General features: G+C 67.3%; 13 protein-coding genes and 1 pseudogene. 10 read left to right on the top strand and 4 right to left on the bottom strand.

The window, feature by feature from the left end; translation table 11 throughout:
* Positions 1 to 372 precede the first annotated feature (372 nt).
* A complete protein-coding gene (locus ACIRP2_RS37575) occupies positions 373 to 723 on the bottom strand; it encodes an NUDIX hydrolase (RefSeq protein ID WP_404258268.1) in 351 nt (116 codons plus the stop codon).
* Positions 724 to 1,020: 297 nt separating this feature from the next.
* Here ACIRP2_RS37575 and ACIRP2_RS37570 point away from each other — a divergent pair, with 297 nt between their 5' ends.
* From ACIRP2_RS37570 to ACIRP2_RS37560, 3 genes are read left to right on the top strand one after another with little or no spacing between them, the layout of a single operon-like run.
* Complete coding sequence (locus ACIRP2_RS37570; protein ID WP_404258263.1) at positions 1,021 to 1,830, top strand: ABC transporter ATP-binding protein; 810 nt, start codon at positions 1,021 to 1,023, stop codon at positions 1,828 to 1,830.
* Positions 1,827 to 2,588 carry an ABC transporter permease gene (locus ACIRP2_RS37565; protein WP_404258262.1) on the top strand — a complete coding sequence of 254 codons (762 nt, stop codon included), beginning with the start codon at positions 1,827 to 1,829 and terminating at the stop codon, positions 2,586 to 2,588. The genes ACIRP2_RS37570 and ACIRP2_RS37565 overlap by 4 nt, the downstream gene beginning before the upstream one ends.
* 15 nt (positions 2,589 to 2,603) lie before the next feature.
* Entirely contained in the window at positions 2,604 to 3,398 is a 795-nt protein-coding gene (locus ACIRP2_RS37560; protein ID WP_404258261.1) for a MerR family transcriptional regulator, read from the top strand.
* 68 nt (positions 3,399 to 3,466) lie between these two features.
* Here the strand turns inward: ACIRP2_RS37560 and ACIRP2_RS37555 are convergent, their stop codons facing one another.
* Positions 3,467 to 4,591 (bottom strand): hypothetical protein, encoded by a 1,125-nt coding sequence (locus ACIRP2_RS37555; protein WP_404258260.1) that lies wholly within the window; start codon positions 4,589 to 4,591, stop codon positions 3,467 to 3,469.
* A gap of 95 nt (positions 4,592 to 4,686) precedes the next feature.
* Here ACIRP2_RS37555 and ACIRP2_RS37550 point away from each other — a divergent pair, with 95 nt between their 5' ends.
* The 6 genes and pseudogenes from ACIRP2_RS37550 (at position 4,687) to ACIRP2_RS37525 (ending at position 8,577) form a co-directional block, all read left to right on the top strand.
* The gene (locus ACIRP2_RS37550) at positions 4,687 to 4,905 is read left to right on the top strand and encodes a hypothetical protein (RefSeq protein ID WP_404258259.1); all 219 of its coding nucleotides are present in this window, start codon (positions 4,687 to 4,689) and stop codon (positions 4,903 to 4,905) included.
* Positions 4,905 to 5,303: a hypothetical protein gene (locus ACIRP2_RS37545; RefSeq protein WP_404258258.1), complete on the top strand. Its 399-nt coding sequence runs from the start codon at positions 4,905 to 4,907 to the stop codon at positions 5,301 to 5,303. The genes ACIRP2_RS37550 and ACIRP2_RS37545 overlap by 1 nt, the downstream gene beginning before the upstream one ends.
* A 614-nt stretch (positions 5,304 to 5,917) precedes the next feature.
* Complete coding sequence (locus tag ACIRP2_RS37540; protein ID WP_404258257.1) at positions 5,918 to 6,382, top strand: suppressor of fused domain protein; 465 nt, start codon at positions 5,918 to 5,920, stop codon at positions 6,380 to 6,382.
* 373 nt (positions 6,383 to 6,755) lie between these two features.
* Positions 6,756 to 7,585, top strand: a pseudogene (locus tag ACIRP2_RS37535) (IS5 family transposase).
* Positions 7,582 to 8,004 (top strand): hypothetical protein, encoded by a 423-nt coding sequence (locus tag ACIRP2_RS37530; protein ID WP_404258256.1) that lies wholly within the window; start codon positions 7,582 to 7,584, stop codon positions 8,002 to 8,004. The pseudogene ACIRP2_RS37535 and the gene ACIRP2_RS37530 overlap by 4 nt, the downstream one beginning before the upstream one ends.
* A gap of 168 nt (positions 8,005 to 8,172) precedes the next feature.
* Positions 8,173 to 8,577: a hypothetical protein gene (locus tag ACIRP2_RS37525; RefSeq protein ID WP_404258255.1), complete on the top strand. Its 405-nt coding sequence runs from the start codon at positions 8,173 to 8,175 to the stop codon at positions 8,575 to 8,577.
* A gap of 785 nt (positions 8,578 to 9,362) precedes the next feature.
* On the opposite strand, the gene ACIRP2_RS37520 is transcribed toward ACIRP2_RS37525, so the two are convergent.
* Complete coding sequence (locus tag ACIRP2_RS37520; protein ID WP_404258254.1) at positions 9,363 to 10,340, bottom strand: DinB family protein; 978 nt, start codon at positions 10,338 to 10,340, stop codon at positions 9,363 to 9,365.
* A 62-nt stretch (positions 10,341 to 10,402) separates the two neighbouring features.
* Between ACIRP2_RS37520 and ACIRP2_RS37515 the strand changes: the two genes are divergently transcribed.
* Complete coding sequence (locus ACIRP2_RS37515; RefSeq protein ID WP_404258253.1) at positions 10,403 to 11,401, top strand: helix-turn-helix transcriptional regulator; 999 nt, start codon at positions 10,403 to 10,405, stop codon at positions 11,399 to 11,401.
* An 821-nt stretch (positions 11,402 to 12,222) separates the two neighbouring features.
* Here the strand turns inward: ACIRP2_RS37515 and ACIRP2_RS37510 are convergent.
* Positions 12,223 to 13,548, bottom strand: coding sequence for a DUF4158 domain-containing protein (locus tag ACIRP2_RS37510; RefSeq protein ID WP_404258252.1), 1,326 nt, complete (start codon positions 13,546 to 13,548; stop codon positions 12,223 to 12,225).
* Between the last annotated feature and the right edge of the window lie 96 nt (positions 13,549 to 13,644).

Genomic DNA, 13,644 nt, shown 5'->3' with positions numbered 1-13,644 from the left:
CGACGGCGGGATCAACGGCTTCGCGATCTCCCACAGCCCGTCCGGAACAATCCAACTCCACGTATCCCGCCCCATGAACAGCCCAACGAGCGATCACCACATAGAACATGGTCAAAGGGGTCACGCACTCGTCCGGCCAAGAGCAGCTCCACGGACCTAATGCCGGGTCCTGCGGAGTACTCTCGCCCCGAGAGGGGGCGTCATGGAGTCACTCGGAACTCTGTTTACGGCCGCAGCCTGGGGTGTTGCGGCGGTCAGCCTGCTGGGCGGCATGATTGTCGTCGCAGCCGGCACACGGTGGCGCCGCCGGGCAATCAGCGCCTTGGAGAGAGATGAGGCAGAGCAGGGCGGACCTGCCCTGCACGTTTCCGATCAGTAGCATCCTGGCAGGTCAAGGCCATGTGAGCGGACACCGGCACTTCCTGGTCCGCGGACAGCTGGTTCCCCGCCCACGATCAGGTCGTGGATGAGGTACTCACCGGGCGCCCGGTTCTCCTTGAGGCGGGGAAGATCGCAAGGTCCGAACCAGTCGTAGGCGGTGTGCTTGGACCATTCCAGAGCGGGGTGGTCCAGATCGTCGTCGACCTCGACGAGGTAGTCGGCCTCGTGCCGCTCTCCGGCACCGTCGTCGCCGGTCCAAGTGGTGATCCCAAGAAGGCGCCGAACGTGGCGCAGGCGCCAGCCGGTCTCCTCTTCGACTTCGCGGGCGAGGGTGTCCAGCAACGCCTCGCCGGGCTCGACGTGGCCGCCGACGGAAGCAGGTGGGTTCGTTGATTTCTGGCCGGTGAGTCGCAGGAACCAACGCGTGAGTGGTTCACCGGCAGCTATGAGTATGGCGGGTTCGTGGCCTACCAAGCTCGAGGCAAGCAGTCCGTCATGCTGCGATGTGTCTGATCGACCGGTGATCTGGATGTCGTGGTCGGAACAGGGTTGACCTTGACGTTAGGTCAACCCTTCATGCTTCCGGCAGGAGCTTCCTCGCAGTCGCCGGGAACAACTCCACGAAGGAGGCAGATGATCATGACGGCCCAATCGATCGCCGGTCCGGTGATTCGCGTGCAGGGTTTGGAGAAGGCGTACGGGAAGCTCGAAGTGCTACGCGGCGTCGACTTCGAGGTGGCGCGGGGCAACATCTTCGCCCTGCTCGGCTCCAACGGGGCAGGCAAGACCACGACCGTGCGGATCCTCGCCACGCTCCTGAAGGCCGACGCGGGGACAGCCAGTGTCCACGGCTTCGACGTCGCCACGCAACCGGCGAATGTGCGGGAGTCCATCAGCCTCACCGGACAGTTCGCGGCCGTCGACGAGATCCTCAGCGGCTGGGAGAACCTCGCCCTCGTCGCCAGGCTGCGCCACCTCAAGGACCCGGGCGCGATCGCGGATGACCTGCTGAGGCGTTTCTCACTGACCGATGCCGGCTCGCGGAAGGTGTCCACGTATTCGGGTGGGATGCGCCGCCGGCTGGACATCGCGATGAGCCTCATCGGAAATCCGCCCGTGATCTTCCTGGACGAGCCGACGGCCGGACTCGACCCCGAGGCCCGTATCGAGGTATGGCATGCCGTCAAGGAACTCGCCAAGTACGGCACGACGGTGCTGCTCACCACGCAGTACCTGGACGAGGCCGAGCAGCTCGCCGACCGGATCGCGATCCTCCATCAGGGTCGGATCATCGTGAACGGCACCCTTGCCGAGCTCAAGCAGCTCTTCCCGCCCGCCAAGGTCGAGTACGTCGAGAAGCAGCCGACTCTGGAGGAGATCTTCCTCGCAGTCATCGGCAGCGGCGACAAGAGCGAAGCCTCCAGCACGACGACCGGGGGACAAGGATGACCGCGTACTTCTTCAGCGACACTGCCGCCCTCACGGGGCGGACCCTGCGCCACGTCACACGCAGCATGGACACCATCATCACGACCGCTATCACGCCGGTCGCCATGATGTTGATGTTCGTCTACGTGTTCGGCGGCGCCATTGATACCGGGTCGGTTTCGTATGTGAACTACATGCTGCCTGGCATCCTGCTCATGACCATCGCATCGGGCATCTCCTATACCGCGTACCGGCTGTTCACCGATGTGAAGAGCGGGATCTTCGAGCGATTCCAGTCCATGCCGATCGCACGCTCGGGTGTGCTGTGGGCCCACGTCGTCACCTCGCTGGTCGCCAACCTGATCGCGCTCGTGCTCGTCGTGGGCGTCGCTCTGCTCATGGGCTTCCGCTCAGGGGCAGGAGTGTCGGCATGGCTCGCGGTCGCCGGCATCCTGCTCTTGTTCACCCTGGCGCTGACCTGGCTCGCCGTGATTCCCGGGCTCTCCGCGTCGTCGGTCGAGGGAGCGGGCGCGTTCGCCTACCCGCTCATCTTCCTGCCGTTCGTCAGTTCGGCGTTCGTGCCCACCAATACGATGCCCGGCCCGGTGCGCTGGTTCGCCGAACATCAGCCGGTGACGTCGATCGTCAACACGATCCGCAACCTGTTCGCCCAGCAGCCGGTCGGCGATGACATCTGGACCGCCCTCGCGTGGTGCCTCGGCATCCTCGTCGTGGCGTACGTCTTCGGGATGGCCGCCTACCGCCGGAAGATCGCCTGAGGCAGGCTGGGACCTATGCTCACCATCAGCCAGCTTGCGGCGTACGCCGGGGTGACGGTGCGGGCGGTACGTCACTACCATCGGATCGGGTTGCTGCCGGAGCCCGAGCGCGACCGGTCCGGATACCGGACCTACGACGCTGTTGCGGTCGTGCGACTGATCCGGATCCGTACCCTGGCTGATGCAGGCGTGCCGCTGGCCCGGGTTCAGGAACTCCTCGCCGCCGGCCCGGAGGAGTTCGCCGGCGGCGTCCAGGAGATCGACAAGGATTTGCGCGCCGAGATCCGGCGGCTGCAGGGCACCCGCAGTCGGCTCGCCAGGCTTGCCGCCGGAGAGCACCTGGCGCTTCCGCAGAGCGTTGTGGGCTACCTCGACCGGCTGCGCGGTCTCGGCGTCGGGGAGTGGTATATCGAGATGGAGCGGGATGCCTGGATCATGATCGCTGCCAAGGTGCCGTATTCGATCGACTCCGTGATTGCCAAGAAGCACGAGGAGCTGGACGACCCGGACATGGTGAAGCTCTACAGCCTTCTCAGCGGGGCACTCGACTGGCCGGCCGACGATCCGCGGATCGTTGAGGTCGCCGACATCATGGAGCGCTTGATGGTTCGCGCTGTGGAGGCCGGCGAGGTGGGTGCCGATGACGGCATCGACGATCAGTTTGTCGACCTGCTGGACTCAACCATGGTCGAGTCCTCACCGCACGCCGCACGGCTGTTGGCGATTCTGGAGGAGCGGGGCTGGAGGGGCTGGACTCGCATCGAGCGAGTGCCTGCCGAGAGACTCAACACTGAGCTGCCGCCATCGTGATGGCAGGTCAGGTTCCTGGAGTGACGCATTGTGGGGGTGCACGTGCTTCCCGGGGACGGCCTTCTGCGTCAGCGAGGAACAGGGCCGGCGCGGTGGGGGTGGGCCGTGTGTATGTACTTCATGGCAGTGGTGATGGAGATTCCGAAGACACGGACGAGGTGGACGGGATCTTCGGTCTCGCGGGCCTCGTCCAGGATTCTGTCGGCGCGAACTGCGCGCAGAGTCAGACCGGCGGCATCGAAGCGCCTGTAGATGTAGTCCGCAGAGGCAGGATCGGACGCGTTGGCGGTCTGTTGAGTGATCAGAAGGTGCGCGTTGATGGTGCGTGGCCAACGCTGATGGCGGTAGCGGAGCCAGGCATGCAGTAGGGCAGCTGTGGTGTTGTCGAGGTGGACGACGTGACGGCCGTGGGGGCGGCGGATCAGAAGTTGCCGTCGGGGAAGCAGCATGTCGGAGAGGACGAGGTTGCGCAGGTCGGTGCCGCTGGTTGCGTGGAGGGCGACCAGGGCGAGAACCAGGCGGGTAGCCGGGTTGGAGCTGGTCTCCAAGAGCCCGGCCAGCCGGTCGGGAGCCAGGGTTGTGGGCAGCAGTTCCTGACGGGTGATGCGGAGGCCACAAATGGGGTCGACGAAGACGAGCTTGGCGTGTTTCAGGGCTCGAAAGAGCGACCGGACCGCCACAGCGCGCTCGTGGGCGCGTGGGCCTTTGACCGCGGTGACAGCGGTCGTGATGTCAGCCTCCGTCACCTGGCGCAAGGTGGTGTAGCGGGTGGTCCAGTCAGCGAGCGGCGTGGCCAGGTAGATGAGGTAGCGGCGCAGGGTTGCGTAGTCGATGACGCGATGGTGGGACCTGATGGTGCCACGCAAGACCCCGATCCACGTGCCAAGTTCGTCGCTGATTCGTGGAGGGAAGGCGGCAACGGTGCGCTGGACGAAAGCCTCGTCACGGTTGCCCCGCGGCGGCGAGGTGACGAGCTGCCCGCGTTGGTCCAGGAAGGCGACAAGCCCGCGAATGCGCCCCTTGCCGCCGAACACGCGGTGCAGCGCCCGGAGCTCATCCTCGCGGAAGACGGTGTCGGCGGCGCCCAGCCAGGTGGCGGCCACTCGTAGAACCCGAGCACTGGGCTCGTGGACCTTCTGGTTCCAGCGGTTCTCGGTGGTGTACCGGGCGAAGTCCGCCAGCAGTGTCTTCACCGGCGGTAGCGGGGCCGGCAGCAGGGCTCGGGCCAGCGGGCGCCAGTCCCGCTCGATCTCAAAGATCGTCGTCTGACCTTCAAGTACGGCTGGAGGTGTCCGCGCTGGCAGCCGAGCACGGCACCACGATCCGGCAGCTCGTCGAAGAGCTCGCCGAGGGCCGGCCGACCCAGGCCGAGTACGCGGAGCGAGCCGAACAGGCCCGCGCCGAACTCGCCTCCGTCCTGGGAACCGTGCCCAGCGAGCAGGCCGAGACGAAAGCCCGCGGCCTCCTCCAGCGCCTCGGCGCCAGCCAGAACTCGGCGGCCGCATAGTGGGGCCCATCGCGGTCGTCCTCGACCACACGACCGCCACCGCCCTCCACGACCCCAAGGACCCGTACAACGAGGCCGTCGCCGCCTTCTATGTCCAGGCCTCCGGCGGCCTGGGCACCCTTTACGCCCCGGTCCTCTCCCTCACCGCCGGCGACACCGAACGGCCCAGCCTCCTCGCCTACATCCACGGTCTGCGATTCATCACGATCGAGCCCTTCGACACCGCCGCCGCGATCACCGCCACCGAGTTGCTACACGTCGGACACCCCTGGGCGGCCGTCCACGCGATCCACGCCGCCCGCCCCTGCGCCGACTTCCCAGCCGGCCGCTTCCTCCTCACCCTCACACCTGAGCTGTACGAAGGAACCGGCGCCCAGGCCGTCCACCCCGACCAGTAGAGCGCCCGGCAAGGAAGCATCGCCCGCCAGAAGTCACGGCCGCCAACAAGGCGGCGGGCCGGATCGTCAGGTACAGCTCCATTGCCGTCGCCGGTGTGGCGGTGGCCGCCCAGGAAAGGGGCCAGGCAGGGCGTTCTGACAGCATTCTCGGCAGCGCTGTGACCATCTGGGCGCATCGGATGTTCACGACGGCGGGCAGCAGATGGGGCACTTCATGGTCGCAGCGGAGTTCGAGGTGCCCTGCTGCTCGTACAGGTACAAGACAGAAGCGCCGGCTACGGGGGTAGGCCGCCGGAGGGGGCCGCGCCGTCGCCGTGTGACCGTCCTCGGACCGGGCTGCTGCCCATCGCCGTGAACATCGACCCCGCCGCGCCGCAAGCACCTTCCGCAGCCGTGAACAACCGCTGCCGAGAGTCGGGTTCTGGCGCAACTTCTGTGGACCTGTTGCGGAGCGTTACGGGTGACGCCCCCGATGGCGTCTACGTGTCAGTGATCGTGCAGGCTGGTCACATGGCCAGTCGCATAGAGAAGTACCTCGCCCATCTTGATCGGCTTTCCGGGGGAGGGAGCCCCGGTTCTTCCCTGTCGAGTCGACCAAGCAGGGGCTGCGGGGCGTGACGGAGATCGTGTATGACGACATGCCGGACGGGTTTCTCACGACGCTCACTTACGGTTTGTCGCTGGCAGAACATCCGGACTGGCAGCACGGCTCGCCGGAACTTTGTCTCAGTGTGAACTCGACCAACGTGATCTGGGCCCACGCGGTGGGATTCCTTGCCGAGCAGTTCCGTGGCACCTGCCCATTCAGTTATGGCAGCACCATCGACTTCGGCGAGCGAATCGTGCCCGAGTCGGAGATGACGGCGTTCTGCGTGTTCGCGCCGACGGTCCTCGGCCGAGAGGACTATCTGGGCATCGACGTCGGTGTCCCGGGACACGAGGGTCACGACGTGATCAACATCCAAGGGATGTACCCCATCCACGAGGTGGAGCGGCAGTTCATCAACGAGCACGGGCTTGAAGCATTCTGGAAGAGCGACTGGGAGCCCACGGACGTGCTGCGTCGCCCCGCAATCTGATCCGGGGAGGCCAGCCTTACGTCTCCGAGCCGACAATCGAGGGGCACCCCGAACGTGGGTCGCACGCCAGCAATACAGCCCGCAGAAGTCCACTTGGCGCTCTCCCACCTGAACCAGAAGTTCAAACACCGTCAGGTAGGAGGCCCCGGGCATCGCGACCCAGGTTCAGCAAGTGGCACGGAAGCCCGAGGCTCTGGACAGGAACGGCATAGGCCCGACGTGGCGCGGTCCGCTCTGAGGGCCCGCCTCAAGGCATCCGGCAGGGCTCTCAGAGGGCGGAATGAGAGTGCATAGGAGATTTCTCGTCACCTGAACGTGTGGCGGTGCGGCATCCCGGCCGGTCGGCGGCCATGGGCATGTTGGGCTGGTCGCTGTGAGTGAGCGCAAGCCCTACAAGACCGACGTGAGCGACGAGCAGTGGGCGCTGGTCGAGCCGGTGATCGCCGCGTGGAAGGCCGCGCATCCCTCGGTCAGTGGCCATCGGGGCCGGTACGCGATGCGGGAGATCGTCAACGCGCTGCTCTACCAGGGCCGGACCGGTTGCCAGCGGGAGCTGCTCCCGCACGACTTTCCGCCGCCCGGCGCGGCGAAGTACTACTTCTACACCTGGCGTGACGACGGCATCGATCAGACCATTCACGACCTGCTGCGCTGGCAGGTGCGGGAAATGGCGCGCCGGAAGGCGGATCCGAGCCTGGTGGTGCTCGACACCCAGAGCGTGCACGCGGCGGCCGGAGTGCCTGCTGAGTCGACGGGGCGTGACGCGGCAAAAAAGTACTGGGCCGCAAGCGCGGCTTGGCCGTTGACGTTCTGGGGCTGCTGATCGCGGTGGTCGTGGTGGCCGCGTCGGCGCATGAGAACGCCGTCGGGATCGCGCTGCTGGACAAGGTCGCCGCCGACACTGACACCGTGGAGAAGGCCCTGGTCGACCAGGGCTTCAAGAACGCCGTCGTCGCGCACGGGCAGAAGGTGGGCATCGGGGTGGGGGTCGTGGAGCGCAATCCCGCGCGGACCGGGTTCGTTCCCCAGGCCAAGCGGTGGGTCGTGGAGCGCGCCTATGGGATCTTGATGCTGCACCGCAGGCTGGTACGCGATTACGAGCACCTGCCCCGCAACTCGGAGTCGCGGGTGTACTGGGCGAAGACCGCGGTGGTACTGCGCCGACTGACCGCGGCGACCACACCGGCCTGGCGCACCGCGTGAGTGGCGGGGAGCTGACCCTCGGCGCAGTGCTGGCACGGCTGGAGGAGCGGGAACGGGAGATCACCGCGCAGGCCGAGGAGACGCGGGAAAAGATCACGCAGCTGACCACACGGCTCGACGAACTCGGCCGGGCGGCCGAAGGAGTCCGGATCACCCGAAAGACGCTGCTGGAACTGCCCGACCCCGGGCCGCCCGCGCCGCCGGCACCGAAGCTGCCGGACCATCCGGCCTACCAGCAGATCACGGCGGTGTTCACCGCCGCCGACCATCCGCTGCGGGCCCGGCAGGTGTGCGAGGTGATGGACGTGGCAGTCGCGCCCAACAACATCAACAACGTCCGCCTCAAACTCAAACGGCTGGCCGGCCGCGGAATCCTGGCCGAGACCGCGCCAGGTTTGTTCACCCAGCTCCGGCCGTAGCCGACCGACATCACCGGGGTCGAACCGGTTGACCGGACTGCGCGGGCGCTTCTTTATGTCTCCGCATGCAGTTGACACTGCATAGAATCGTCGGCATGGCTGACAGAGGCAATACCGCCTTCGGCTTCCGGTAGTCCCTGGACACTCCAGGGAAGATCGGAGCCCGCTGTGGCACGGACCGCCCACCACACCCCGTACAAGCAGACACCCCACGAACGCGCCCGCCGCTACGAACGCGCCTGCCGGGTCGAGGACGACCGCCCGTACGCCTTCTGGCGACATGTCAGCGGACCGCACCGTGCGGCCGTCGTCTACGACCTGCGGTACTCCACCGCCGAACTCGCCACCGCCTCTGGAGAGGGACGCCGACCGAGGCCGCAGAAGATCCGCCGGAGCTTCGCGATCTACCGCTACTGCTGCGCGCACAGCCAATGCATCGGGGACCTGGCCAAGCGCGACGAGAGGGTCGCACGGTCCAGGACCCGCGCCGCCCTCCTGGCCACGAAGTACGACCCTGACATCGATATCCCCCCGACCCGCCATCGCTACAGCGCCCACAGGAACAGTTGGTAACAGTTGAAGGCCCCCGCCGAGATGACGGGGGCCTCGCCGGTTCCTGAGCACGGCGGCATGGTTCAACGCGAACCCGCGACCGGGCCGCTCACCCCAAACCAAAGGGCAAACGGCTGGGACCTCACATGCCGCCCTCTCAGGAGTCACAGTTATGCCGATACCTGTAACGCCGGGCGGCCCCTCAAGTGAGGGGCCGCCCGGGGCGCGTCGCGCCGCTGGGGCTAGCTGAACGACGCCGCGGCAGACGTCAGCCCCGGCATCCACTGGGATTCAGGCCCTTGCAATGCCTTCAGCCGCCGCCAGGTGAACACTCACACGTCCATGTTCTTGTCCCGGATCCCGCAGGCGTACAGGTAGGACACGAACCGGTCGCACTTAGGCAGTTCTTCCGAGTTGAGCATGGCCCCGACGCTGCTCTTGCTCAGACGACCCCGGCCGCGAGCCGCCAATGCCCGCAGCGACGGTGAACCCGCCCGGATTCGGACGGCACGCAAGGCATCGACGAGCTGGGCCGGCGTTGCCACCGTCAGCGGGTCCGGCTGTCCGAACTGCGGCAGGGGAATTTCACTGCGAAACACACGTCGGGGGGTTTGGCTCCCTGGCGACCGCCCGACAAGGCGGATGCAAAGTAGCCGTCGGCCCTCTGCCCCTCCCGTTTGACCGCGGAGGAGCTGCTCTGGCCGCACGTCAGGGCCGGACACGTCCCGACAGCCGATCGCGCTGCGGCGCTGTTCGTCGACCACGCGGCGAGTTGCGCCTTTGCAGTCTCGATCCGTGGGTTCGTCCTATTCGGGAATGATCGCTACTGCGTCGATCTCCACGAGCGCGCCTGGGCGAGCGTGTCCTGCGGTGGAAACGACCGTGATGGCTGTGCGGTGATTGCCCCACACTGATCGCGACGCCGCGTATCCCACCTGTGCGTCGACCCCATAGACGAGGTAGATGTTGAGTTTGGCGACATGCTCAGGACCGGTACCCGCGGCAGCAAGCACAGTCAGCACGTTTCGCATTGCCTGAGCGGTTTGCGCCTCAATACCGTCGAGCAGGTTTCCGGCGCTATCGGTGCCGAGTTGGCCACCAACATGGAGCGTCCGGGCAGCGGGTGCGATCACACCCTGCGTGAAGGCAGGGTTGCTGTGGAGTTCCTCGGGGTCGAGATGTGTCGTCTTTGCGGTCATGGGCCTCTCCCTAGAGGTGCCAAGTTTCCTGTGCAGGTAGAGGTCGCGCAGCAGGCAGACCTCGGACAGGTGATGGATCAGTTCGCGGTGGATGTGCAGCACCAGGTCAGCCATGGGCATCTCGGGGAAGGGCTCCTTCGCGCCGACCGGTACCCGGAGCCCGGCGTTGCCGAGGCCGCGCACCCCGGCCAGCCAGACGTCGAGCTGGGTCTGGAGCTGGTCGAGTGCGGTGGCCGCGCTGCCGGCGTACTCCCAGGTCTCGTACGACGCCGCCGGCGCGCCGAAGTGCGCCGCATTGCGCGCGGCGAGCACGCCGACGATGACGTGACCGAGTCGCCAGGCGATCGTGGTGAAGGCCGCTGGGACCGGCTGGGGGGAGGCGTAGTCCATCGTGAAGTCCCCGGCACCTAGCCGCACGGGCGCCGTCGAGCTGCCGCGCGGCTGCACGCTCCAGGCGTCCGGCACCGGCGACCAGAAGTACTCGTCGTCGGTCAGGCCCTCAAGCCGGGCTCGGAGCTGGTGGTTCCAGTGAAACTCCAACTGCTCGCGCAGCGTCCGGTTCAAGTCGAGTTCGTTTGCGTCCATGGAGTCACCCTGACACCTCTAGCGGACAGGATCGGTCCGCTATTTCTGGCATGGTGGGCGACATGGATGTGGCAAGCGGTGACGAGCGGGGTACGACGGAGCGGGTGCTCACGCTGCTCGGGCTGTTGCAGCAGCGTCAGGTCTGGACCGGCCCCGAGCTCGCCGACCGGCTCGGGGTCACGCCGCGCACGGTACGGCGTGATGTCGAGCGGTTGCGCGCCCTCGGCTATCCGGTGCATGCCAGCCAGGGTGTCGGCGGCGGCTACCAGCTCGGCCCAGGGCAGGACCTGCCGCCGCTGCTTCTCGACGACCATGAGGCCATCGCCACCGCGGTCTCGCTGCTCGCCGGCGCGGGCGGCGCGGTCGCCGGCGCCGGCGACGCCGCGCTCCGGGCGCTGACCAAGCTCGACCAGGTACTGCCCACCCGGCTGCGGCACGAGATGCGCGCTCTCACCAGCTCGGTGGCGTCCTTCGACGGAGGCCGCACGCCGGTCGACCCCGAGGTGCTCATGATGCTGGCCAGAGCCTGCCGCGACGAGGTCGAGGCAGGCTTCGACTACCCGTCCGGGAGCGAGGTGCGACGGCGACGGGTCGAGCCCTATCGCCTGGTCACTTCCGACCGGCGCTGGTACCTCCTTGCCTACGACCTCGATCGCGCCGACTGGCGCAGCTTCCGCGTCGACCGGATGACCGATGTCTCTGCACGGGCCTGGCGCTTCCGTCCGCGCGCGGCGCCCGACGCAGCGACGTACGTGCAAGAGGGCGTGGCGAGCCGGGTCTACCCGCACCAGGCGCGCTTCCTCGTGCACGCGTCGGCTGACACGGTGCGCGCGCAGCTTCCGGCGTCGGCGGCCGTTGTACGACAGCGCGGGAGCGAACTCTGCGAGGTGCTCAGTGGCGCCGAACGCCTCGACGCCGTGCTCATGCACGTACTCCTGCTGGGACACGACTTCGAGATACTCGACCCTCCAGAGCTCGGGACGCGCTGCCGTGCGCTGGCGCAGAGACTGCTGTCGGCCGGCGCAACGATCTCACCGGCGCTGGACATGCATGAGCAATGAGCCGCGACCACGCCAGCGCCGAGGAGCGCCTCCGCTGCCTCCTTGCCGAGCACGTCGACCCGATCTCTCGGCTTCGCCATGCGCCGGGCCGACGACGCCGCATACGTCGGGCCTGATGAGGCAGCGGCACGCCCCGGCTCTCCTGTGAGCGGGGGATCATGCTGCCTGCCCGTAGCCGTTGGCACCGGGTGGGTCGTCCCCGCGGAGCGGGCTGAATTCGATGTCCAGGTGCGGGTCGTACGCCTCGGGCTGGAGGCCGAGTTCATGGGTGGAGTACTCGCCGAAGCGGCGGATGTGCTCGGTCAGGTACGGCGAGATGTGGGCCAGATCCTCGGGGTCGATGACCAGGCCCTCGTTGTCCGGGTACCCGGCGTCCGCCGTCGCGGCGGCCGCGGTGATTTTGTCCTCCAGCTGTTGGCGGAACGTCACCGCGTCGTACGGCACCGCGTCGCCGGGCTCGGCGAGGCCGACCTCCACCAGGTAATCGCCCGATTTCGCTTCGACGTCCTCCCAGGGGAGCAGTTGCTCGCTCCAGTCGGCGTACTCCTCGGAGCCGGCCACCGCGACGTCGCCGGTGCGCAGTTCCTCGGCGAGCGCGGCGAAGACCATCGCCTCGAAGTGCTTGCGCACGAAGGCGCCGGGCCGGTTCTTGTCCCGTACGGCCTTCTGCCAGTTCAGCGTGGCAGGCGAGATGTCGACCAGGCGACCGTCCTCGTGCCGTTCCGGGATATAGTCGCGGGAGGTCTTGTACCGGCGGGCATGCGCGAGTGCGTCCAGGACGCGGTTGTCCTCGGAGGTGGCCGTGAGTTCCAGGCGGCTGGTCAGGTCGTACATCGTGGAGCGGTCCTTGAGCAGGTGCCCGTACAGCAGCACCTCCCAGTAGTTGCCGTGGTGGGCGGCGACCTTCTCGATTCTCTCGTACTGCCCCTCGAACCCACCGAAGTCGTCCACCGCCGCCGCGGGCACGCCCAGGGCACCGGCCTGCACCCGAAGGGCCTTCGCCATCGTGTGCAGGGCGGGCGCGAGCCCGTCGCCGAGCCGCGCGGCGACGGTGTCAGGCACCGCGTTTTGGTCGAGGTCCCGACCGCCGCCAGGATCTCGACGGTCATCGCTGCCGCCTTCTCCCGCGCGGCCTGGACGGGGCCATCGGCGTCGATGTGCTGGAGCACGGTGCGGTAGTTCCCGATCAACGCTTCGACGATGGCCTGCTGTTGCTCCCGGATGCTTTCCAGCTCTGCCTTGGTGCGCTTGACCTGCAACGCGAACCGCTTGCAGAACATCGTGGTCAGGTCGTCGCGGGCCCGCATCCGCGCCTTGTGCACCAGGCACACCAACAGCGCGAGCCGCTTCACCAGGCTGTAGTCCCGCAGCCCCGGCGCGTCCGCGGCCTCTGCCTCCCCGGCGAAGTCAGTGATCTTCCCCGAGGCGATGCCGGTCAGCCACACCCCGGTCTCGCCCAGCTCGTCCACCCACCCAAGGTGCTCGGCCTGGTCGCGGAAGTGCGACCACGTCGGGGCCTTGGCCGACTGCTTCAGCTTGTTGTACTTCGTGGTGCCGGACTCGTCCTTCTCCGACAGCAGGGCCAGCAGCCGCTCCCGGTGCGCCTCGCTGAGCTGGTCGTAGATGCCCATGCAGATCGCGGCGTTCACCTCGGTGCGGACCCTCGCCGCGAGCGCGTCCAACGTGGTGAAGCCCGGCAGCTCCAGCCCTGCCTCGACGACCTTCTCCAGGGCAATGTTGATCAGGTCCGCCGGGCGGTTCTTCGACACCGCCTCACTCCGCATCACCGCCTCGGCGATCTTCCGGGCCTTCGCCTTGTCGTACGACAGACCCGTCCGCTGGCGTACGGCGGTTCGCTGCCGTTCCGCCGTACGGTTCGCCGCTCTCGGCACCGTGCCCTCCGGCAGGCCGACCGCGCGGCGCACGAAGGCGACGATCGTGTCGGGGATCTCGTCCAGCTTCGGGAAGCGCCCCATGCGCTGGTACGACTTCAGCGCGAGCAGCTGGGCCAGCAGGTGCTCGGCGCAGTCGGTACGGGCAGCAGCCCACTCGACCTCGTCACCGCTCGGTGTGAAGAAGAGATGCAGCTCATGCGCGGTGATCAGCCGCTTGAACCGCGGATACGCGGTCCTCTCGATCGAGGTCACAATCCACCCCGCCCCAGACGAAACTCAACATCACCACCAACGACACCGAGCCGAACGGGTGACGGGGCGGGGCGTTCAACGCTCCAAGATCATCCC

The organism is Streptomyces sp. NPDC101194, assembly GCF_044767885.1.
Taxonomy (GTDB): Bacteria; Actinomycetota; Actinomycetes; order Streptomycetales; family Streptomycetaceae; genus Streptomyces.
This window is presented reverse-complemented; position numbering and strand designations above follow the sequence as displayed.

Bases quoted from the DNA above. Each gene is read 5' to 3' on its own strand.
- ACIRP2_RS37570 (WP_404258263.1), top strand. From the start codon at position 1,021: ATGACGGCCCAATCGATCGCCGGTCCGGTGATTCGCGTGCAGGGTTTG.
- ACIRP2_RS37565 (WP_404258262.1), top strand. From the start codon at position 1,827: ATGACCGCGTACTTCTTCAGCGACACTGCCGCCCTCACGGGGCGGACC.
- ACIRP2_RS37560 (WP_404258261.1), top strand. From the start codon at position 2,604: ATGCTCACCATCAGCCAGCTTGCGGCGTACGCCGGGGTGACGGTGCGG.
- ACIRP2_RS37520 (WP_404258254.1), bottom strand. From the start codon at position 10,340: ATGGACGCAAACGAACTCGACTTGAACCGGACGCTGCGCGAGCAGTTG.
- ACIRP2_RS37515 (WP_404258253.1), top strand. From the start codon at position 10,403: ATGGATGTGGCAAGCGGTGACGAGCGGGGTACGACGGAGCGGGTGCTC.